The 19,988-nt window shown below is 62.8% G+C and carries 20 protein-coding genes and 3 pseudogenes; 6 read left to right on the forward strand and 17 right to left on the reverse strand.

The window, feature by feature from the left end; genetic code table 11:
* Window positions 1-31: 31 nt before the first annotated feature.
* Both J7E82_RS02650 and arsB read right to left on the reverse strand, forming a co-directional pair.
* Window positions 32-466, reverse strand: a complete 435-nt coding sequence (locus J7E82_RS02650; RefSeq protein ID WP_214860085.1) for an arsenate reductase ArsC — start codon at window positions 464-466, stop codon at window positions 32-34.
* Window positions 463-1,530, reverse strand: a complete 1,068-nt coding sequence (arsB, locus tag J7E82_RS02655) for an ACR3 family arsenite efflux transporter (RefSeq protein WP_285289686.1) — start codon at window positions 1,528-1,530, stop codon at window positions 463-465. The genes J7E82_RS02650 and arsB overlap by 4 nt, the downstream gene beginning before the upstream one ends.
* Before the next feature lie 172 nt (window positions 1,531-1,702).
* Here arsB and J7E82_RS02660 point away from each other — a divergent pair.
* Window positions 1,703-2,062 (forward strand): annotated as a pseudogene (locus J7E82_RS02660) (ArsR/SmtB family transcription factor); the annotation flags it as partial.
* 27 nt (window positions 2,063-2,089) lie between these two features.
* Here J7E82_RS02660 and J7E82_RS02665 read toward each other — a convergent pair.
* From J7E82_RS02665 to J7E82_RS02675, 3 genes are read right to left on the reverse strand one after another with little or no spacing between them, the layout of a single operon-like run.
* Complete coding sequence (locus J7E82_RS02665; RefSeq protein ID WP_308113568.1) at window positions 2,090-3,094, reverse strand: SDR family oxidoreductase; 1,005 nt, start codon at window positions 3,092-3,094, stop codon at window positions 2,090-2,092.
* On the reverse strand, window positions 3,091-4,062 hold the full coding sequence (locus tag J7E82_RS02670; RefSeq protein WP_214860086.1) for an aldo/keto reductase: 972 nt from the start codon (window positions 4,060-4,062) through the stop codon (window positions 3,091-3,093). Before J7E82_RS02670 ends, J7E82_RS02665 begins: the two co-directional genes overlap by 4 nt.
* 51 nt (window positions 4,063-4,113) lie before the next feature.
* Entirely contained in the window at window positions 4,114-4,959 is an 846-nt protein-coding gene (locus J7E82_RS02675) for an aldo/keto reductase (RefSeq protein WP_214860087.1), read from the reverse strand.
* A gap of 319 nt (window positions 4,960-5,278) precedes the next feature.
* On the opposite strand from J7E82_RS02675, the gene J7E82_RS02680 reads away from it, so the two are divergent.
* Both J7E82_RS02680 and J7E82_RS02685 read left to right on the forward strand, forming a co-directional pair.
* Window positions 5,279-5,476, forward strand: coding sequence for a hypothetical protein (locus J7E82_RS02680; RefSeq protein ID WP_214860089.1), 198 nt, complete (start codon window positions 5,279-5,281; stop codon window positions 5,474-5,476).
* Window positions 5,473-5,715 (forward strand): hypothetical protein, encoded by a 243-nt coding sequence (locus tag J7E82_RS02685; protein WP_308113570.1) that lies wholly within the window; start codon window positions 5,473-5,475, stop codon window positions 5,713-5,715. The genes J7E82_RS02680 and J7E82_RS02685 overlap by 4 nt, the downstream gene beginning before the upstream one ends.
* Before the next feature lie 67 nt (window positions 5,716-5,782).
* On the opposite strand, the gene J7E82_RS02690 is transcribed toward J7E82_RS02685, so the two are convergent.
* Window positions 5,783-5,992, reverse strand: coding sequence for a dodecin (locus J7E82_RS02690; RefSeq protein WP_214860091.1), 210 nt, complete (start codon window positions 5,990-5,992; stop codon window positions 5,783-5,785).
* Between the two features lie 178 nt (window positions 5,993-6,170).
* Between J7E82_RS02690 and J7E82_RS02695 the strand changes: the two genes are divergently transcribed.
* Window positions 6,171-7,061: a universal stress protein gene (locus J7E82_RS02695; RefSeq protein WP_214860093.1), complete on the forward strand. Its 891-nt coding sequence runs from the start codon at window positions 6,171-6,173 to the stop codon at window positions 7,059-7,061.
* Here J7E82_RS02695 and J7E82_RS02700 read toward each other — a convergent pair.
* From J7E82_RS02700 to J7E82_RS02705, 3 genes and pseudogenes are all read right to left on the reverse strand, one after another.
* A complete protein-coding gene (locus J7E82_RS02700) occupies window positions 7,045-8,739 on the reverse strand; it encodes a SulP family inorganic anion transporter (protein WP_214860095.1) in 1,695 nt (564 codons plus the stop codon). The genes J7E82_RS02695 and J7E82_RS02700 overlap by 17 nt on opposite strands.
* Window positions 8,740-8,778: 39 nt before the next feature.
* Complete coding sequence (locus J7E82_RS21275; RefSeq protein ID WP_374223578.1) at window positions 8,779-9,096, reverse strand: universal stress protein; 318 nt, start codon at window positions 9,094-9,096, stop codon at window positions 8,779-8,781.
* A gap of 2 nt (window positions 9,097-9,098) precedes the next feature.
* Window positions 9,099-9,650 (reverse strand): annotated as a pseudogene (locus tag J7E82_RS02705) (universal stress protein); the annotation flags it as partial.
* Window positions 9,651-9,867: 217 nt separating this feature from the next.
* On the opposite strand from J7E82_RS02705, the gene J7E82_RS02710 reads away from it, so the two are divergent.
* A complete protein-coding gene (locus J7E82_RS02710; protein ID WP_214860097.1) occupies window positions 9,868-10,551 on the forward strand; it encodes a response regulator transcription factor in 684 nt (227 codons plus the stop codon).
* Between the two features lie 10 nt (window positions 10,552-10,561).
* Here J7E82_RS02710 and J7E82_RS02715 read toward each other — a convergent pair whose 3' ends face one another.
* The 4 genes and pseudogenes from J7E82_RS02715 to J7E82_RS02730 all read right to left on the reverse strand — a co-directional run.
* Entirely contained in the window at window positions 10,562-12,280 is a 1,719-nt protein-coding gene (locus J7E82_RS02715) for a GAF domain-containing protein (protein ID WP_308113574.1), read from the reverse strand.
* Between the two features lie 13 nt (window positions 12,281-12,293).
* Entirely contained in the window at window positions 12,294-12,995 is a 702-nt protein-coding gene (locus tag J7E82_RS02720) for a FadR/GntR family transcriptional regulator (protein WP_214860099.1), read from the reverse strand.
* Between the two features lie 58 nt (window positions 12,996-13,053).
* Window positions 13,054-13,905, reverse strand: a complete 852-nt coding sequence (locus tag J7E82_RS02725; RefSeq protein WP_214860101.1) for an alpha/beta fold hydrolase — start codon at window positions 13,903-13,905, stop codon at window positions 13,054-13,056.
* Between the two features lie 100 nt (window positions 13,906-14,005).
* Window positions 14,006-14,251: pseudogene (locus J7E82_RS02730) on the reverse strand (hydroxyquinol 1,2-dioxygenase); the annotation flags it as partial.
* Here J7E82_RS02730 and J7E82_RS02735 point away from each other — a divergent pair.
* Window positions 14,201-14,440, forward strand: a complete 240-nt coding sequence (locus J7E82_RS02735; protein WP_214860103.1) for an IclR family transcriptional regulator C-terminal domain-containing protein — start codon at window positions 14,201-14,203, stop codon at window positions 14,438-14,440. The pseudogene J7E82_RS02730 and the gene J7E82_RS02735 sit on opposite strands and share 51 nt — an antisense overlap.
* Before the next feature lie 31 nt (window positions 14,441-14,471).
* Here J7E82_RS02735 and J7E82_RS02740 read toward each other — a convergent pair whose 3' ends face one another.
* The 4 genes from J7E82_RS02740 to J7E82_RS20480 form a co-directional block, all read right to left on the reverse strand.
* Window positions 14,472-15,323: an alpha/beta fold hydrolase gene (locus J7E82_RS02740; protein ID WP_214860105.1), complete on the reverse strand. Its 852-nt coding sequence runs from the start codon at window positions 15,321-15,323 to the stop codon at window positions 14,472-14,474.
* Between the two features lie 99 nt (window positions 15,324-15,422).
* Entirely contained in the window at window positions 15,423-16,988 is a 1,566-nt protein-coding gene (locus J7E82_RS21135; RefSeq protein WP_214860107.1) for a DUF3502 domain-containing protein, read from the reverse strand.
* Between the two features lie 142 nt (window positions 16,989-17,130).
* On the reverse strand, window positions 17,131-18,177 hold the full coding sequence (locus tag J7E82_RS21140; protein WP_214860109.1) for a carbohydrate ABC transporter permease: 1,047 nt from the start codon (window positions 18,175-18,177) through the stop codon (window positions 17,131-17,133).
* Complete coding sequence (locus J7E82_RS20480) at window positions 18,174-19,178, reverse strand: sugar ABC transporter permease (RefSeq protein WP_214860111.1); 1,005 nt, start codon at window positions 19,176-19,178, stop codon at window positions 18,174-18,176. The genes J7E82_RS21140 and J7E82_RS20480 overlap by 4 nt, the downstream gene beginning before the upstream one ends.
* Window positions 19,179-19,988: the final 810 nt, after the last annotated feature.

A 19,988-nucleotide genomic window follows, 5' to 3' on the forward strand; every position in this document is an offset into this window, starting at 1 on the left:
GACTCCTTCTTCGTCAGGTGATTCGGGCGAACTACTGGGCATCGGGATGCTGGGCGGGCAGCAGTTCGCTGATGAGGCCCTGCACCCGGCTCTTGACTTCGTCGCGGATGGGACGGACGGCATCCAGACCCTGTCCGGCTGGGTCCTCGAGCACCCAGTCCTCGTAGCGCTTGCCAGGGAAGTAGGGACATTCATCGCCGCAGCCCATGGTGATTACGACGTCGGATTCCTTGACGGCCTCAGTGGTGAGGACCTTGGGGATCTCGGCGGACATGTCGATTCCAAGTTCGGCCATCGCTTGGACGGCGGCCGGGTTTACCTTGTCCGCCGGCTGCGATCCTGCGGAGCGGACCTCGATCTGGCCCTTGGCCAGGGTGGTAAGGAAGGCCGCGGCCATCTGTGAACGACCGGCGTTGTGCACGCAGACGAACAAGACGGAGGGCTTCTTGCTGGCTTCGGTGGTCATCGGGTCTCCAGGGTTTCCAGGGCGCGTTCGGTTGGGGTGGAAGCGGAAGTGCCTTCGAAGAAGCGCCGGCGCACCCACAGGGCTACATAGACAAGTGCAACAAGCACGGGCACTTCGATCAAGGGACCCACTATTCCGGCCAAGGCCTGGCCGGAGGAAACGCCGAACGTTCCGATGGCCACAGCGATAGCAAGTTCGAAATTGTTCCCCGCAGCGGTAAAGGCCAGGGTGCTTGATTTGGCATAGGCGAGGTTCAGCCAGCGTCCAATCGCCAGGCCGGCACCGAACACCACCAGGAAGTACGCCAGGAGCGGCAGTGCTATCCGGGCGACGTCGAGCGGACGTGAGGTGATGGTGCCGCCCTGAAGGGCAAAAAGGAGTGTGATGGTGAACAACAGCCCGTAGAGGGCCCACGGGCCAAGCCTGGGCAGGAGGTTGGATTCGTACCATTCGCGGCCTTTGGCGCGCTCGCCGAGAGTGCGGGTAAGGAACCCTGCCACCAGCGGAATGCCGAGGAAGATCAGGACTGAAACTGTGATGGCCCAGAAGGAGAAGTCCGCGCTGGTAGTGGGGAGCCCAAGCCAGGAGGGCAGGAGTTGTAGGTAGAACCAGCCCAGGGCACCAAAGGCAAGGACCTGGAAGACCAAGTTGAGAGCCACCAGGACAGCGGCGGCTTCCCGGTCACCGCAGGCGAGGTCGTTCCAGATCATCACCATGGCGATGCAGCGGGCCAGGCCGACAATAATCAGGCCCGTGCGGTACTCGGGGAGGTCCGGGAGGAAGATCCAGGCCAGCGCGAACATGAACGCTGGAGCCAGCAGCCAGTTGATTATCAGCGACGTCACGAGAAGTTTCCGGTCACCGAGCACCCTATGGGCCTGGTCGTAACGGACTTTCGCCAGCACCGGATACATCATGACCAGCAGTCCGAGGGCGATCGGCAGCGAAACCTCGCCGACCTTCACAGCCTCCAGGCCGGAGCCCAGCCCCGGAACGAACCGGCCCAGCAGCAGTCCCACCAGCATGGCGGCGACGATCCACACCGGGAGGAAGCGGTCCAGCATGGAGGGCCTGCCCAAGACGGCAGCTTCTTCCTGCCGGGCAGGTTGTGTTTGGGTCTGGATATTCACGGCGCTCCTGTTCCACCAAGACGCTCGGCGGAAGATTGATCAATGTCGATCTTCGAAGTATCACGAGCTATATCGATGGTTGTCAATCTATGTGCATAATGGGTCCATGAACGCGCTGCACGTCCTTGAACCCTCGCCGGGGCAGGCGTTGGACGATGCATGCTGCACACCGTCTTCTCAGCCCGTCCTGGACGCCGAGGAGGCCCAGCAGAGAGCCGTGGTCTTCAAGGCGCTTGCGGATCCGAACCGGCTGCGGCTGCTGTCCATCGTCAAAGGAGGTGGCGACGGCGGAACCTGCGTCTGTGATCTCACGGCGCCGCTTGATCTTGCCCAGCCGACGGTGTCGCATCACCTGAAGATCCTTGTCGACGCCGGCCTGCTGCACCGGGAAAAGCGCGGCACCTGGGCCTACTACTCCCTGGTGCCCGGCGCACTTGAAAACGCCGCCGGCCTGCTCGGCACGCTGTGGGCGGCCGTTGAGGCCAAATGGGAATCAGATCGGCCCCCGCGCCCACTCGATGAGGGTGTCGCTGAGCTTCATGAAGTCGGCGTTCACACGCTTGGCCTCAGGATGTTCGTCGTGCCAGCGCACAATCTCCCGCGCGCCGTCGGAAAATGGAATGCCTGCCCTGTAGTCGGGAACCAGTGACTTGATCTTGGAGTTGTCAAAGACCACGGAATGGGACCTGTCCCCGAGCAGTCCCGCCCCCAGTTCCGGGTCATGGGCGGCGATCGTTTCGGACGCAACATGCACCAGTTCGGGCTCGGACACCCCTGCCGCCCGTGCAAAGAGGCGGTAGACCTGGTCCCATGGGAGGTATTCGTCTGAAGTGATCGTGTAGCTTTCGCCCACAGCCTGTGGCCGTCCCAGGATTCCGACGAACGCCTTGGCAAAGTCTTCTGTATGGGTGAGTGTCCAGAGAGACGTACCGTCACCGTGCACCAGGACGGGAAGCCCCTCCCGCATGCGGTGGATGTCTGTCCACCCGCCGAGCAGGGCAATCCTGGTGCGATCGTACGTGTGGGAAGGCCGCACCACCGTGACGGGGAAGGCATCCTCGCGATAGGCCCTGAATAGCAGCTCCTCGCAGGCGATCTTGTCCTGGGAGTATTTCCAGTAGGGGTTCCGCAGGGGAGTGGATTCCAGGATTGGCAGGCGCGCCGGCGGTTTCTGGTAGGCCGAGGCGGAACTGATGAAGACATACTGGCCTGTCCGGCCGCTGAACTGCTCCACCGCCGCGGCTACATGGTCCGGGGTGAAGGAGATGAAGTCCGCGACGGCGTCGAACTCCCTGCCGCGCAGGACCTCCCGAACCTCAGTCGGGTTTCGCACGTCGGCCTGCAGGACCTCGACGCCGGCCGGTATCTGCCTTTCGGAGGAGACACCGCGATTCAGGACGGTCAGCCGGTGTCCCAGCTCGACGGCGCGCTCCGCCGCGGCGGCACTGATCACGCCGGTGCCGCCGATGAAGAGGAGACTGGATCCGACGCCGCTCACCAGGCGTAGTCTTCGGGAGCGGTCCGGTGGCCCGGGAAGATGTCGTCCAGTCGCTTGAGGGTGTCAGCGTCCAGGTGAACTTCGAGGGCCCGGAGCGCGGCGTCAAGCTGCTCCTGGGTTCTCGGGCCAACAATGGGTGCGGTGACGGCGGGCTGATGGAGGAGCCATGCCAGTGCCACGTCTCCGGGTTCCTGGCCGAGCTCGTCCACGAAGTCCTCATACTGCCGGATCTGTTCTTCGTGCTTCTTCAGCGTGTCCGCGGCCCGGCCCTGGGTGCGGCGGACGCCGTCGCGCTCTTTTTTGAGCACGCCGCCGAGGAGGCCGCCCTGCAGGGGCGACCACGGGATCAGCCCGAGGCCGTACTGCTGCGCGGCCGGAATGACCTCCAGCTCAACGCTTCGGGCCAGCAGGTTGTAGAGGGATTGCTCGCTGACCAGGCCGGTGTAGTTGCGTCGGGCCGCCGCTTCCTGTGCCTGGACAATGTGCCAGCCTGCGAAGTTGCTGCTCCCCGCGTAAAGGATTTTGCCTTGCTGGACTGCCACTTCCATGGCCTGCCAGATCTCGTCCCACGGCGTGTTCCGGTCGATGTGGTGGAACTGGTAGAGATCGATGTAGTCGGTCTGCAGCCGCTTCAGGCTGGCATCCAGGGCGCGGCGGATATTGAGCGCCGAGAGCTTGGATTCATTGGGCCGCTCTGTCATGGTGCCGTAGACCTTGGTGGCAAGGACGGTGCGCTCACGGCGTTCTCCGCCCTTCGCGAACCAGCGGCCAATGATTTCCTCGGTCCAGCCTCGATGGCCGGAGCCTCCGTAGACGTTGGCTGTGTCGAAGAAGTTGATGCCCGCGTCCAGCGCGGAGTCCATAATGGCGTGCGCGGCGGACTCCTCTGTCTGTGGTCCGAAGTTCATAGTGCCGAGGCACAGGCGGGAGACGCTCAGGCCCGAGCGGCCCAGATGGGTGTACTGCATGGGGTAATTTCCTTACTGGCTGGTGATCGGGACTGGCTGGTGATCGGGCGGTCAGAATTGGCTGAAAGCGGCGACAGCGGGGTCGGCGCCAATGCGGTAACCGGCCTCCAGCTTGCTGATGGCGGCGAGTTCATCGTCGGTCAGTTGGATGGCAGCGGCGGCGAGGTTCTCCCGGATCCGTTCCGAATGGGCGGACTTGGGAATAACGATGTTGCCGGAGCCAAGGTGCCAGGCAAGCACAATCCGGGCGGGCGTCGCGTCGTATTTTGAGGCCAGGGAGATCACCGTCTCCGAGCCCAGATCCGCGCCCTGGCCCAGCGGACTGTACGCCTCAACTGCGATGCCATGCGAGCGGCATTTCGCAGCGAGGTCCTGCTGCTGGAAAGTTGGGTGGAGCTCAAACTGGTTGACGGCCGGAACCACGTCCGCAGCAGCAAGCAGGGTGTCAAGATGCTCGGGCAGGAAGTTGGAGACACCGATCGCCCTGATCCGGCCGTCACCATAAAGCTTCTCCATGTCCTTCCAGGCCTGGACGTACTGGTTCTGCGACGGTACCGGCCAATGGATGAGGTAGAGGTCAACGGCGTCGACGCCGAGTGCCCGACTGCTTTTTTCGAAGGCCTCGAGTGCCTTGGACTGCTCGCCGTTGCGCAGCTTCGTGGTGATAAAGATCTCCTCCCGCGGAATTCCCGAAGCCTTGATGGCAGCACCGACGCCAGCCTCGTTCCGATAGGCGGCAGCCGTGTCGATGTGGCGATAGCCGGCCTCCAGAGCGTCCTCCACGATCCGCTGGGTCTCTTCAGGCGGGACCTGGAAGACGCCGAAGCCGAGCTGCGGGATGGTGACGGAGTTGTTCAGGGTCAGTTCGGGGACGGAAATGTTCTGGACGCTGGACATGCCGGGTCCTTCCTTGCGTTGGGCCTTGTCTGGCTACTGGGACGACGGTTTCTGGTTGATGGGTTCGAGCCTATGGATTTTTTGCGGGCAGATACAGCCCTTTTGGCCCTCCCGGTTCTTCTTGGGACTGCGAGGACTACTTTGTTGTAGAAACCCCCGCGGGCCGTGCCATTGAATTGGGGGCTGAAAGAGGCGCCGCTGTTCAAGTGCATAGTTAGCCTGGGGGATTCTGTCGGAACGCCCATTGGGGACACATCTGGTCCTCCCTAGGCTTGTGCGTAGACATCCTGCACACCAAGACCAATGATGAGGTTCAACGATGAAACGCATCGCTTTGCTCCGCGAGCGGTCCCTCCCCGCCGCCACTACAGGTTCCCACGTTCCTGCTTCCGGGCTGTGGAGCCCTGAGGGTGAAGAGCACATTGTCCGTGCCTTTTCAGAAGGTCACGTCTTCCCGGCCCACAACGGCTCAGCCACTATCTGGCGGCGCCGTGCGACCGCCGAAACCTCCCGGTGAGTGCCGAGTCCAAGCTGCAGTTCAAGCCTGAAACGGCGTCCGAGCGGCTGCTTCCCGAGCAATGGGCGGATCTGAGCCGCGGCGATGCTGTATGGATTCACGAAGAGGGCTGGGGTTACGACGCCGGCAAAGTAGACGAAGTGTCCAGGCATCATGAACTGCTGTGGATTGAGCTTGTCGGACGTGGCAGGCGCCTGATTTGTGGCGGTGACCCCGTCCAGGTCTGGGCCCGTGGATGAGTCCAGACAAGCAACCGGAAACGGCCGTGCCTACAGGCACGGCCGTTCGCCGTTAAAGACCCGGTATTTACCGCTCCAGGCGGAAACCTAGCTTGATAGTGACCTGCCAGTCCGCGATCTCGCCATTATTCAAGTGGCCGCGAATCTCCTTGACTTCGAACCAGTCAAGATGCCGCAGGGTCTGGGACGCCGCTGCAATACCGTTCCTGATGGCAGAGTCGACGCCGTCGGAAGAACTTCCTACGATTTCGGAAATGCTGTATGTGTGGTCAGCCATTGGTGCTCCTCATGATCGTCCGTGATATTGAATTGCAGGCCGGTACGGCAGGCCGTGAATGCAGACTAACCGACGTATGTGACGGGGACTAGGAATTGGTGACTTAAGACCCTAATCCGATTCGCCGTCGGAGAGTGGACTGGACGTAGCTTTGCAACCATGAAAGGAAGCGACTGCCATGACGGAGCCAGACGTCGAACCCGAGGCCGAAGTCCAAAGCGAAGCAGGACCCAGTCCGGACGCCGCACCCTGGATAGTGGTGGGTTACGACGGCTCGGATCCTGCCAAGGTGGCCCTGACATGGGCCGCGGAATATGCCGCGAAAGCCGAGCGGAGGCTCCAGATCGTCCATGCCTGGATGTGGCCGCTTTTCACCCACAACCTTGGCCCGGTCCAAGGGATTGAGGGCAGTGGACTGCGGCATGCAGCCGAGGAGATCCTCACCGAGGGCGTGGCGCTGGCCCATGAAACCTCCCCGGAACTGAAGGTCGAGACGGACCTCAAGGCCGGGCTGCCTGCCGAGGTGCTCCTGGAGGAGTCGGAGGGAGCAGACCTCCTGGTGGTTGGGAATCGCGGAATCGGTGGCCTGCTCGGTCAGTTGGTCGGTTCGGTTTCCCTTGACCTTTCCGGCTCCAGTAAACGGCCTCTGCTGGTGGTGCGATATTCGCGGAGGGACGATCGCCCTGTCATGGCCTGCATCGAGGGCGGCACCGACGGGCAGGCCAGCTCTCCTTCGGTCCTTTCCGAGGCCACCAAGATGGCTGGCTTCCTCGGGGAAGCCTTGCACATTGTCCATGCGGTGCCTCCAGAGAAGCGTCATCAACATGAATCGCCGGAGGAAGGAAGGGCAATCCTTGACAGGGCAGCTGAGGCGGCTGCGCGACTGGCTCCGGACCTGACAGTCACCACGGCGCTGCTCCAGGGGCGTGCAGTGGCCAAGGACCTTCTATCCGAAGCAGGCGGGGCCGAAGTGATGGTACTGGGCGGCCACCGGCCCGGCGGCTCTCCGGGTGCTGTGGCAACGGCGGTGTTGAAGCACGCTCCCTGCAACATCATGATTGCCCGCTGAAGTGCTCCACGGCGCTCTCGACCGTGGAGAAGTGGTGGCCTCGATCGAAGCGGTCGGCCAGTCCGAATTTAGCCAGCCTGTCCTTCACGGGCCCTTTGAGTTCGGCAAAGACCAGGCTGATTCCCTTCTTCTCGAGGTATTCGTCCAGTTGGACCAAGTGCTCGACGGCGGTGCTGTCCACGCCGGTGATGCCCTCGGCGGCGACGATGACACAGCGGACCGGCTGCGGAGAGGCGTCCACAATATCGCGCACGTGGTCCACGAAGACCTGGCCATTGGCGAAGAACAGCGGCGAATCGAACCGGACGAGGGCCAGCCCTGGAATCCGTCGGCCCTCGGGATGGCGGGTTATGTCATGGAAACCGGGCCTTCCGGCGACCTTCACCAGTTCGGTCCTGTAGGGGGAGAATGTGGCCTGGACGAACACGGCGAGCGACAACACCACGGCAAGGACCACCCCCGGCAGGACGCCCAGCACCAGTACGCCCACGAACGTCCCGGCCATCAGGGCCGTTTCGATCCGGCTGCTCCTGATTAGTCCTTTGATGCCGTCGATATCCACCATCGAGGCTGCCGCGACTATGACCACCCCGGACAGGACGCTGGATGGCAGGTGTGCGGTGACACCGGGCAGCGTCAGCATGAACACCAGGAGCCAGAGGCCTGCGGCCAGGCCGGCCAGCCTGGAGCGTGCGCCGGCGTTCAGGGCCACGGGGGTGCGGGAGGTACTGGCTGAGATGGGAAACCCGCCCAGGACACCGGAAGCGGCGTTGGCACTGCCGAGCGCCAGCATTTCCTTGCCCCCATCTACCCTCACGCCGTTGCGTTGGGCGAGGCTTCGGGACAGAACGGCCGTGTCGGCGAAGGCGAGCAGGGCGATGCCGGCGGCAGGCCCTGCCGTGGCGATAACGTCGCCCCAACTGAATCCGCTGAGCGCAGGAGCAGGGAGGCCGCTTGGGAGCGCGCCGACCACTGGCAGCATCTCATTCAGTCCAAAGACGGCGGAAGCCACCATGGATCCTCCTACAGTGACGAGGATTCCCAGGAGGCGCAGGTTTGTGGGAAGTCGGGTCGCCACGAGCAGAATCACGATTGTTATTCCGCCGATCAGTGCGGCAATCATATTGAAGTCGCCCCGCGCGACCCTGCCGATGGCGGAGGTGAGCTGATTCCAAGGCTCGGTGACGCCGTCGGAACTCCTTCCCAGGAGACCCGCCAACTGACTGAGCCCGACGACGACGGCGAGTCCGGCCAGGTAGCCTGTCCGAATCGGTTTGGAGAGCAGATTGCTCAGGAAACCCAGTTTCAGGAAATAGCCCAGGACCAGGTAGACGCCAACAAAGATGGCCAAAAGCCCGGCCAGGGCAAGGGCGCGGTGCGGATCGCCTCCGGACAGCGGGACCACGGCCGCGGCGATCAGGGGAGCCAGCGCTGAATCCGGGCCCAGGATCAGCACCCTCGACGGGCCGAGCAGCCCGTAGATGATGAGGGAGACGATCGAGGCGTAGAGGCCGGCGACCGGGGGCAGGCCGGAGGCAGTGGAATACGCCATGCCGGCAGGAACCAGGAAAGCGCACAACAAGAGTCCTGCCCCTACATCGGGCAGCAGATTTTTCCACCGGTGCCAATTGTTCGGATTGGTCTTCAGCGCAGCTTCGGAACCGTCCTTGGTGGCCATGCGTCCCTTCCCGGTCTCTTCGGGCGTCAGGACAGCAGCCTACTTCTTGTGCTTGACCGGCTGTAGGCGGGTGATGACGGTGGGGCACGGCAGGTGCGCGAGCACTCCATGGGCTGTGGAACCCATCAGCAGGCGTTTGAAGGCGACCCGTCCCCGGCTTCCCACCACCAGGAGCTTCGCCTTTGAAGCCGCCTCCACCAGCGCGGCAGCCGGTTCCTTTTCGGTTTCCAGGACCTTGTGGACCACCAGTCCCGGGTACTCCTCACGAGGCCGGCAACGCTTTCGGACAGCACGATCTGCTCTTCTTCGACAATCAATTCTGCGAGCCCACTGGAGGGGAGCTCCGCCTTGATCCAGCGGTTTGGTCCGCGGAACGCGTAGAGGACGGTCAGTTTCTGGCGTTCCCTGTCCGCTTCCGCGGCGGCAAAGGCCACGGCCTGGGTGGCTTCTTCGGAGCCGTCGACCCCCACCACCACGCCTTGCCGGCCTTCCATCTCATGCTCGCCAACCACCCCCACCGGGCATTTGGCGGCGGCAGCCACCTGCAGGGCACGGTCGGTCAGCGGGCCGCCCGGCTTGGGTGAGCCATCGTAGCCGATCACCAGCATCGAGGCATTCCCCGAGTACTTGCGCAGCGCTGCATCGGTGCCTCCCTCCAGGAGTACTGTGCTGATGTCCAGTGAGAGCTCGGCCTCCCGCGCCCGTTCCCCTGCATCGCGCAGCAGGTCGTGGCCTGTCTTGCGCATAATGTCGGTGTAGGGAAAGGCCTCCGTCAGCCAGCGCTCGTCCACGACATGGAGGATCACCAGGGGCAGCTTCAGGTCCGCGGCCCGGTGTGCGGCCCATAGGGGCGCGGGGCGGCTCGCAACCGAGTCATCGATCCCGACGGCGATCGGCTTGGTCATCGTCATGGCTGGACTTCCCTTGGTCGCACGGATCCTGCTGCAAGCCTGCTGCGGAACCTGCGTACTATGTAGGGCCGAAAGTCACTGCGCCCGGGCGCACGGGAGGGGTGCTGGCGCTCACTGGGTGCTGGCGCCGGGCCTTTGGACCCTTGCCCGCTCCGGAGCGTTCGGCAAAACTGACAGCACTCCAGCAGCCGGCATTCAAGCAAGAAACGGGAGCACGGTGAACCATCCAGCTGTACGGAACCAGAACCGGGCGTCAGAGTCCGAACGCCTCATTAGGGTTTTCATCCTCGACGACCACGAGTTGGTGCGACGCGGCCTGCAGGAACTCCTGGAAGGCGAGGGCTTTGAGGTTGTGGGCTCGTCGGGTTCCGCTGAAGAAGCGGCCAGGCGCATCCCGGCCCTCCATCCGGATGTGTCCGTGCTCGATGCCCGGCTTCCCGACGGAACCGGGATTGAGGTGTGCAGGGAGGTGAGGTCCGTGGATCCGGACCTCAACTGCCTCATCCTTACGAGCTACGACGACGAGCAGGCCCTTCGGGGGGCCGTCTTGGCAGGCGCTGCCGGATATGTGCTCAAGGAAATTGGCGGCACGGACCTCATCGGGGCTTTGCGCCGGGCGGCCCGAGGCGAGTCCCTGTTCGACGCCGGCCTGAAGACCAGGATCGTCGAGGGCCTCATGGAGCCCAAGGTAGCGGACCCCCGCGTGTCCTCGCTGACTCCCCAGGAGCTCCGCGTCCTTGAATTGGTAGGAGAGGGACTCACCAATCGCCAGATCGGAGAATCGCTCGCCCTGGCGGAAAAAACAGTGAAGAACTATGTGTCGTCGATGCTGGCCAAGCTCGGGTTCGAAAGGCGGACACAGGCGGCGGTGTACATCGCTAACAGGGATAGTTCGTCTTAGGGCATGCGACTTAGGGCAGCGGAACAGTCCACTCCAGGACACTGCCTAAACCGACGGCACTCCGGATGCTGAAGGTCCCGCCGAGGTCGGCCGCGCGGCGGGACATGTTGTCCAGGCCGTTGCCTTGTCCGGACCGTTCGGCGGGGTCGAAGCCGCTGCCATCATCCTCGATACGCACCGTGAGCGAGTGGTCGACAACAGCCACGTCGACGTCGATGGCGCTTGGTCCTGCATGCCTGATCGCGTTGCTCAGGCCTTCGGACAGGACGGCGAGGACATTCATGATCAGGTCGATGGACTGGACGCCGTCGATATTTCCGGACAGGCGGACGTGGGGTGTAAAAGGCAGGGACCTCGAGGCGATGCGGACTACCTGAACGATCCGGGAGCTCAAAAGCTCACTTTCGCCGGAGCTGGCCCTGAGTGAGTAGATAGTGTCGCGCAGCTCGCGGATGGTCTCGTCCAGTTCCCGCGTGATGGTCCTGATTCTGTCCCGGGCCAGCTCGTCGTTCGTGAAGCGGCCGAGGCTCTGCACGCTGAGGCCGGCTGCGAAGAGGCGCTGGATGACGACGTCGTGAAGGTCTTTCGCGATCCGGTCCCGGTCCGTGAAGACAAGGAGCTGTTCGCGCAGGCGATGGACGCGAGCCAGTTCCAGGGTCAGGGCCACATGGGAGCCGAAAACCGAACCCATGTCGGCGTCGATCTGGCTGTAAGGGGTCGCCTTGGGACTTCGTAGCAGGAACAGTACTCCCGCCGTGGGGGTTTCGGTTCCCAGCGCGATGGCCAGCATCGGTCCCGAATCCCTGCCTGTCAGTTCGGCGACGGCGGGTATCGGGGTTTCAGAGACGATAGTGCCCTTAAGGACCACCTCGTCGAGCATCTGTGGGTCCAGGGCAACTACCTTCCCTGAATACTCGGCCGAAGCACCGCCGTCGGCACCTCCCACCACATAGGCGCGGCTGTCGGCGTCGGGCATCACCATTAGGGCCAGATCGGCAGCAGCCTCCCGGCGGGCACGGCCGGCGATCAGGTCGAGTCCTTCCGCTTCAAAGCGTTGCTCATTTCCCATCATGCGGGCGGAGACGTCGGTGCAGGCTTCCAGCCAGCTGGCCCGGCGCCGCGCTTCCTCATAAAGGCGGGCGTTTTCGATCGCGACGCCGGCCGCTGCGGCAAGCGCGACGGCAAGCTCCTCATCCTCCGGCGTGAAGTCGGCGCCGCCCTCCTTTTCAGTCAGGTACAGGTTGCCAAAAACGCGACCCCGCACCCGGACGGGGACCCCGAGGAAGGAGACCATGGGCGGATGGTTCCCGGGAAAGCCGTAGGACTCCGGGTGCTGGCGCAGGTCAGGCAGCCGCAACGGCTTGGGATCGCTGATGAGCAGGCCCAGCACTCCGTGGCCTGTTGGGAGCGGCCCGATCTTCTTGGCCAGGTCGTCCTCGATTCCGATCGTGATGAAGGTGCTCAGGGCGCCATCGTGGCCAATCACCCCCAGGGCGCCGTACCTGGCATGAAGGAGGCGGCAGGCGGATTCCACCACACGCTCAAGCACAGCTTCCAGGCTGAGGTCTTCTGCAACGGCCACAACAGCTTCCAGCAGCCCTCGCATCCGTTCCTGCGCATGCAGCAACTCTCCGGCCCTCGAAACGAATTCCCGGAGCAGTTCCTCAACGCGGAGGCCAGTGCCGGCTGAGGACTCAGGATCAAGGAATCCTTCCTGAGCTTCGTTCAAGACGCTCGCCTCCTTAGACCTTCAGTACGTAGGTCTTCAGGTCATCAAGGGTCTGCTGCATATGCTCGTCCATGGCCAGGCGCGCCCGCGACGGATCGCGCGATTCAAGGGCATCGACGATCTTGCCGTGGAAGCCGATGGCGTGTTCCTGGATTTCCGGAACCTTGGACGTTTGCGCGCGCCGCTTTTCGAGGACCCGGTGCAGCGGTTCAAAAAGTACGCCTACAAAGACGTTGCCTGAAGCGTGCAGGATGACGTCGTGGAAAGCCAGGTCCGCCTCGACAAAAGCACCCAGGTCGTTCACCTCATGAGCCGCCGACATGGCTGAGACATACTTGCGGAGCACAGCGAGGTCTTCGTCGGAAATCCTGGTCGCCGCGAGTTCGCACGCCCCCGTCTCCAGCATGCGTCGCAGTTCGATTAGTTGGACTGCCGCGGCTGCATCATTGGTACCTTCCGAGGCAGCGCGCAGGACGGCCTCCAGCGAAGCCCAGCGGCTCAAGGGATTGACGAATGTGCCGCGCCCGCGTTCGACGCTCAGGATCCGCTGCGCTTCGAGGGTCTTCATAGCCTCGCGGACAGTCATACGGCTGACCTCGTGCTTGGCGCTCAGCTCCAGCTCGCCCGGCACAACGGTCCCGGGCGGGAATTCGCCGGCGACGATGCGGTCCAGCAGTTCGTCCGCGACGACGCCGACCAGCGACTTGCGTGCCATGGTGCTCCATTCCGTTACTCTGGTCCCCCTCCACATTGTCCTGGCGGACAGCGGCGGCCTAGATGTCTGACATTTTACGCCGTGGTGCCGCAGGTTTCGCAGTAGGCCGGGCCTGCCAAAACTTCTCCATAGCTTTGGCGCAGGCGGCGGGCTGCTCCCAATGCACGCTGTGGCCGGCATTCGGAATGGCGGCCAGCCGTCGCTCTGGGCTCCCGGCCACGAATTGCTGCACTTGGGCCGGGGTCCGCAGCCTGTCGTCGGTTCCGATGATCACCAGGGTGGGCGCGGTGACAAGTGCCGGATCACGTGAATCAACGCCTTGGAGCCCGGCTTCGCCGCTGGCTCCAAGCACTCCAAAGGGGACGGAGAAGCCCCGCCCAAGGATCTCGCGTTCGGCCGCCTCAAGGGGCCCGAACCAGGCCTTCATCAACTTTTCCCGGGTTCCGGCGTCGATAAAGCCTTGCCTGAGCTGGGAGGACAGCATGGAGCGGAAACCCTCATTGAGCGGAGCGGGAACCATGCCGACGAGGGTGAGAGTGGCGACGCATTCGGGGTGGCGGGCCGCCAGGGTCAGCGCGACGCTTCCGCCGAGGGAATGCCCGACGACGTGCACGGCACCCGCCGCGGGGAGGCCGGGTTCCTGCCGGGAGCTGATTTCCTCGGCAACGGCAGCGGCTACCGAATCGAGTGTCCAGTCAAAATTCTCAGGAAGCGACTCCCCGGGGTGGTATCCGGGAAGGTCCACAATCCACACCGCATGTCCGGCGTCGAGCAGTTTATCCACGAGCGGTTCCCAGTACGCCGAGGTGGAAGCCCAGCCGTGCAGCAGCATCACGGGAGGTCCCTCCACAACCCGTGGCGGGTTTCGGATTTCCACGAACAAGGACGAACCTGTTGCGCCTTCGGGCATGGGGCCAGCTTATACAGTCTTCCGGGGGTTGAGCTTTGGGCGCCCCAACTGGGTGGCAGTTGTGGTCGCTATGAGCGCCAATAACGACCACAACTGCGACTTACTTGGGCGCCAACAGATCCGCGGGGGCCAGGACGATGTCGAAGCGGGTTCGGGCCCAGGTTTTCCCGCCCAGGTTGCGGCCGTCGGGGCCAGGGGTGCCAGCCGGTTGTTCCTCGAAGCGCTTGATCAGTGAGTCCTTGACTCCGAAGACTGAATCGCCGATCTCGATCTGTGCATCGCCCTCCACGAAGATTTGCGTGATGAGTGTGCGGCAATTGGGGGCGGTGACCATGATCCGGGCGTATCCTCGGTCGCGGCGCCTGTCTTCTCCTCTGTTGATTCGTTGCCCCTGACGATCTCGGTGGTCTTTCCCACAGAGGTAGTGCATGAGGACGAGCTCTCCCTTGTCACAACCCAGCTGCTCAGAGTCACCCGTACTATCTCGGGCGAACTGGGCATCTCTGTCGACGACAACTCCGGAAGGTCTGCCTGAGTTTGGTCGGACGCCCCCGCCGCTCCAGGAATCAAAGGCTGGGGTGGTGCACGGACAGACACTCCTCCAGGAAGGCTGTGGCGGATTCCATGAAGAGCTGTGTGGCGTCCCGCCGCACAAAGTGGGAGGCGCCGTCGAACACTTCCACCCGCGCTCCCTGGGACTCGGCGATCCACTGATGGCTGGGGGTGATACCAATCCTGTCGGTTCCTGTGATGATGAGGACCGGAACGCCTGCGGCCCCAAGATCCCTCAGGATTTCCGGCCAGGGCTGCGAGGGTATGACGTTGCCGTTGCGAACAACCTGGGGGTCCACATTTAGTTGCGCCTCACAGGCACGCTGAATCTCATCGTCATCCCAGCCCGACCACTCGCTCTTCTTTAGGAGGAAGCGCTGCTCGGGAGCCAGGGCCTGGGCCGCGAGCAAGTCCATGTAGGCCTGTTCGGCGACCGCCCGGTCCTGCAGGGGAGTCACAGGCAGCCGCCAAAAAGGGTCTTCCAGGAGGACGCCGCCGACCTCGCCGTACGCACTATCGCCAGCTCCATCGACGAAGTGGAAGGCAACCGCGGCCGCCACAGCACCACCCGCTGAATGACCGTAAAAGAACGTGGGGAGCTCCGCGAGACCATGCAGGGTGAGGATCTCCATTACCTGGAGGACGTCGTCGACCATAACGTCCCCAGGATGCTGTTCCAGCAGCTCGGGTGTCCATCGGGGTGACGCGCCATGACCCCGCAGGTCGACGGCCAGAACCGCGAAGCCATGTGCCGTCCACGACGGAAACGCTGCCTCGAGGCAGGCAGCCGATTCCATCAACCCGTGGATGGCCACGATGATGGCCCGAGGCTTGCTCGCCGGAAGTTCCAGCCGATAATTCAACAATGACGTTTCCTTCGCTCTGCCCGAGCAACGCGGGGTCATTTAGCGCCCATTGAGGTGCCTGGGATGGGCCGTATGTGACCCCGCGTTGCTTCAGAAACCTTAGGCCTTCTTGAGGTGGGCGTTGGCTTGCTTTTCCATTTCGGCCTGCAGCTGGGAAAGCCCCGCGCCGTCGGCGGCCTTCTTGAGCTTGTCCAGCTGGGAATCGACGTCAACGACGCCGTAGAACAGCGGGTTGGCGAACTGGGTGATGACGTTGGCCATCGCCGCTATCTGCTGCTTGACCGGCGTGGCATCCGGGATGAAGGACGCGAAGGGATCGACGGTGAAGTTGTCGAAGTTCTGGGCCCAATCGAAGATCTTCTCCTCAGAGGCGGACATGTTCGCGGACTTTCGTTCCAGGCTGCCTCGCCAGGACAGCGCGTAGCCGGGGAAGGCGTAGTCGCTGATCTGCTTGAACTTGTTCCCGTCGGCCGGTTCCCAGTCGGTGCCTTCTATACCGTAGGTGACGAGGTCGTGGTTTTCCTTGACGGACAGCCAGTCCTGGAGCTTCAAGGCACGTTCCAGGTTGCCTCCCTTGCTGTTCACCACCACGAAGTTGTCTGCCTGGAAGGTTTGGTTAGGCTTGGCGGAGAGTCCGCCCTTGAGCGGCATTACGTTGGCCAGAGCGGCTCCCGGGACAGCCTTTGTGAGGGCGGGAAGCGTGTTGCTGGAGATGCCGTCCGTCATGGCCCAGGCCGCCGCGAACTTGCCCGCACTGAACTGGCTCTTGATGGTGGCGTTGTCGGAATTGAGGGCGTCGGCGTTGATGATTCCGTCCTCCTGGTACTTGCGGATCCGCCGGAGGGCATCGATGACGCCGTCGTTTTCCCAGAAGGGAATGGGGCGGGACGAGCCGGACTTCTGTGCGTCCTTATCCAAGATGAAGAACAGGCCCTTGCCGCTGAAGGCGCGGGCGATCGTGTCCGGGCTGTCCCAGCTGGCGGTATTGAACATGCCCGTCGGCACCGGAACGGCATGCAGGTAGCCGCTGTTGGACGCCGCGCCGTAGGCAACGGTCCCGTCGTTCTTCTGCTTGACTGCGTAGAAGAACCGTTCCAGCTGCTCGTAGTCAGTGATCTCGGCAAAGCCCAGCTTCTCGGCGATGTCCTGCCGAATGCTGAAATGCTGGAGGCGGGCGGCGCTGTTGACCTGGGGGATGCCCCAGAGATGCCCGTCCCAACTGTTCGATTCGATGAGCTTCGCCGGAAGGGTGGCTTTGAGGTTCGGGTAGTTAGCGATTTCGTTTGTGAGGTCGGCCAGCGATCCGCTTTGCTGCAGTTGGGCCATGTTCAGCCACTGGGCCTGAAGGGCGGTGTCGAAAGATTCCCCTGCCGTGAACTTGAGCAGGGACTGCTGCTGGTAGTTGGACCAGATGATGAACTGCGCATCCAGTTCGAAGCCGGCGTCGGCCTTGAGCTTGCTGTTGACTTTAGACAGGACGGCGTTCCAGCTGGTCGGGGCAGTGCTTGGCAGGATGACAGTGGAAGTGCCCGTGGCACCGCCACCGGCGCTGGCGCTGGTGCCCGTGCCGCAGCTGGAGAGAGCGAGGGCGGCGCCGAGGCCGCCGGCCAGGCCGAGGAAACCGCGGCGGCTGAACGGGCTGTTGGCGATGTTGCTAGGGATCACTGTGGTGCACTCCTTTGTACTTCGGCACGGGCCTTTGCAGGGCCACGTCCAAGGGATTGATGCGTGGTTGATGCCAGGTGGTTGATGCGAGGCGGGAAAGGGATGGAGAAACGCGGGCGTTGCCCTTGGGCTGCCGGGTTGGTCACCCCTTGGTGGCGCCGAGGGTCAGGCCCTTGACGAAATATCGCTGGGCGAACGGGTAGGCCAGCAGGATCGGGCCGATGGTAACCACTGTCAGTGCGAGCCGGAGCTGGTAGACGGGTGCCACGTTAGCTGACGAGCCAGGCAGCTCGGCGGCGTTGGTGACGTTGGCGATCAGGTTCTGCAGCATGAGCTGGAGCGGATACTTGTCCGGGTCGGAGATGAAAAGCATGGCCGTGAACCATTCATTCCAGTAGCTCACTGCATAGAACAGCGCGATGACGGCGAGGATCGGCTTGGACAGCGGAAGCACGATCTGGAAGAAGATGCGCAGCTCGCCGGCACCATCCACCTTCGCGGAGTCGAGGATTTCCTCTGGCAGTTGGCGGAAGAAGCTCACGGCGACGAAGATCAGGAACGGCGCCATCATGTGGGGCAGGATCACCGAGAACCAGCTGTTCTTCAGATGAAGCACCTGGGTGACCAGCAGGTACAGCGGCACGAGCCCGCCCGTGAACAGCATCGGAATGTACGCGAAGATGGCCAGTGGCTTGCTGATCCGCGGCATCCTTCGCGCGATGACCCAGGAGAGGGAAGCCGTGGCCGAAAGCGACAGCACCGTTCCAATGACCGTGATGAAAAGGGTGGCTGCGTAGCCTTCGAACACCGCCGCCCCTGTGAAGATCGAGGCGTAGGCATCCAAGGAGAACGGTTCCGGGAACAGGCTGTAGCCGGATTTAGCCAGCGTGGACTCGGCCGTGAAGGATCCGGCGATGATCATCCACAGGGGGATCAGGGCAAACAGCCCGAAGGTGCCGACGCCGATATAGCTGACCACCGTGAAAGGCTCGATATTCCGCTTTCCCCGGCCGGGAGAGCCCTGTTTCGGCGACCGGCGCAGTTTGCCGGCGGTGAGGGCCGACGTCGGGCTTCCCGCCGACGTCGGAAATGCCGTGGCAGCGCCTGCTGTAGTTTGATCCGCCACAACCGTGTCAAGACTGCTCTTTGCTGTTGCCGAGGCACTCATGCCCGATGCCGAGGTGCTCACAGGATGCTGCTTTCTTTTGAGTAGCGACGCTGGACCAGCACGGCTGCCGTCACCAGGATGAAGCCGACTACGGACTGGAAGAGTCCGATGGCCGCCGTCGTGCCGAAGTCCCCGATGGTCCGGAGCGAGCGGAAGACGTAGGTATCGATCACATCGGTGGTGGAGAAAAGGGTCCCGTTGTCGCCGATGATCGCAAAAATGGTTCCGAAGTCCCCGTAGAAGATGCGGCCGACGCCGAGGACCAGGAGGATTGCCGCAGTCGGCTTGAGCAGTGGCAGCGTGATGGACATAGCCATGCGTGCCCGGCTGGCGCCGTCGAGCATTCCAGCCTCATAGACTTCCTCGGGAATGGCTGTGATGGCTGCCAGGAAGATCACCGACATGTAGCCGCCCATCTGCCAGACCTTCACAATCGTCAGGATCCATGGCCAGGGACCGGGCTCGGTGTACCAGCTGACCTCCGGGAGATTGAAAATGCCCAGGACGTCGTTCGCGGCGCCGCCGTGTCCGCCGGCACCTGCCAGGAGGACCTGCAGGATGATGCTGACGACGATGGGGGACACGAAGTAAGGGAAGAAGATGGCGGACTGCATGAACTTCTTGAAGACGCGTGCACGAAGTTCGTTGAGCATGATGGCCAGTGCCAGGCCCGCTCCGAGGGTTGCCGCAAGGAACAGTACGTTGAGGACAAGGGTGTTCATCACGATGTGCGGTGCGTCACCGCTGGCGATGAAGTACTTGAAGTTGTCCAGGCCATTCCAGGGGCTTTCGAAAATCCCTTTGCTGACGTCGAAGCTCTTGAACGCAACCACTAGTCCGGCCATGGGGGCGTAGCAGAAGACGAGGAACCAGACAATGCCCGGGGCCGCCAGGAGCAAGAGTAGCCCGCCGTCCCTGCCGCTTCGCCTGCTCGGCCGCTTGCGGGATGCCGTGCCCGCGGCCTTCCCGGCGGGCGTAGTCTTGCGCCCGATATCTCGTGACGCCGTCGTCGTTTTTGACACTTTCAGTCTCCTTGAAAGCTGCTGGTGCGGAGTCCGAGGGACACCGCTTTCCGATGGATGCCTGGCGTAATGCCGCCATGAACTGGTGATCGGGGGAAAACGTTATCCCATATTGTGGGGTGAGTCACCCGCATGTCAAGGGAAAGAATGTGGAACGGATAAATAGAACGATTGGAGCACCGCTGAGATGAGGAGGAACCTGTCTTGTACTTTATTGACCGGGCTGGCCATTATTCGTGACGGTGGGCGCTCCTAGGACGAGGCTTGGGCTCAAGCCGCGTCACGATTCCTGCCCCGGACGGTCTTAAAAGCTGTCTGTGGTATCCGGCGGCCTATTGATGCTGACCCCTAGTAGGTAGAAGTAGCCGGATCCCGCAGTGTCCGCCCCTAAACGCCTCCTCGCGTGGGTGGCCACATGTCCGCACCCCAATTGCGGACAGCGCGTCCGGCGCGTCAGGCAGTCGGCGGCCGGACGCGCACCTCACTTCCGCCACTCCCCACCAGTTGGCAGCCATCAAATCCTCGAACTCACGCAGATATCCTCGCCGCGCAGGGAAGAATGCGGCCAGGATTTTTGAAGTAGATCGCCGGCCAACGGAATTTCGGAGTCTTTTCAACGATGGCTAAAGAGGAACCAGCGAATCCGGTTGATTAATAGTGCGCCATGAAGCCACCACAGCCTTTGCCGCTTTTACAGCAGCCTGCCTGCCTGTCGCATATGAAAAATACTCCCCAAATTGAGTCCACCGCATGGCGTTCTATACCTTTACGGATTTTTCTGATGGAATTCGCCATAACAACTGAGCGTCT

The organism is Arthrobacter sp. ISL-30 (assembly GCF_018613855.1).
In the GTDB taxonomy this organism is placed as follows: Bacteria; Actinomycetota; Actinomycetes; order Actinomycetales; family Micrococcaceae; genus Arthrobacter.

Excerpts from the sequence above, each read along its gene's own strand:
- J7E82_RS02650 (WP_214860085.1), bottom strand. The coding sequence starts at position 466 with ATGACCACCGAAGCCAGCAAGAAGCCCTCCGTCTTGTTCGTCTGCGTG.
- arsB (WP_285289686.1), bottom strand. The coding sequence starts at position 1,530 with ATGCTGGACCGCTTCCTCCCGGTGTGGATCGTCGCCGCCATGCTGGTG.
- J7E82_RS02670 (WP_214860086.1), bottom strand. The coding sequence starts at position 4,062 with ATGCAGTACACCCATCTGGGCCGCTCGGGCCTGAGCGTCTCCCGCCTG.
- J7E82_RS02675 (WP_214860087.1), bottom strand. The coding sequence starts at position 4,959 with ATGTCCAGCGTCCAGAACATTTCCGTCCCCGAACTGACCCTGAACAAC.
- J7E82_RS02680 (WP_214860089.1), top strand. The coding sequence starts at position 5,279 with ATGAAACGCATCGCTTTGCTCCGCGAGCGGTCCCTCCCCGCCGCCACT.
- J7E82_RS02690 (WP_214860091.1), bottom strand. The coding sequence starts at position 5,992 with ATGGCTGACCACACATACAGCATTTCCGAAATCGTAGGAAGTTCTTCC.
- J7E82_RS02695 (WP_214860093.1), top strand. The coding sequence starts at position 6,171 with ATGACGGAGCCAGACGTCGAACCCGAGGCCGAAGTCCAAAGCGAAGCA.
- J7E82_RS02700 (WP_214860095.1), bottom strand. The coding sequence starts at position 8,739 with ATGGCCACCAAGGACGGTTCCGAAGCTGCGCTGAAGACCAATCCGAAC.
- J7E82_RS02720 (WP_214860099.1), bottom strand. The coding sequence starts at position 12,995 with ATGGCACGCAAGTCGCTGGTCGGCGTCGTCGCGGACGAACTGCTGGAC.
- J7E82_RS02725 (WP_214860101.1), bottom strand. The coding sequence starts at position 13,905 with ATGCCCGAAGGCGCAACAGGTTCGTCCTTGTTCGTGGAAATCCGAAAC.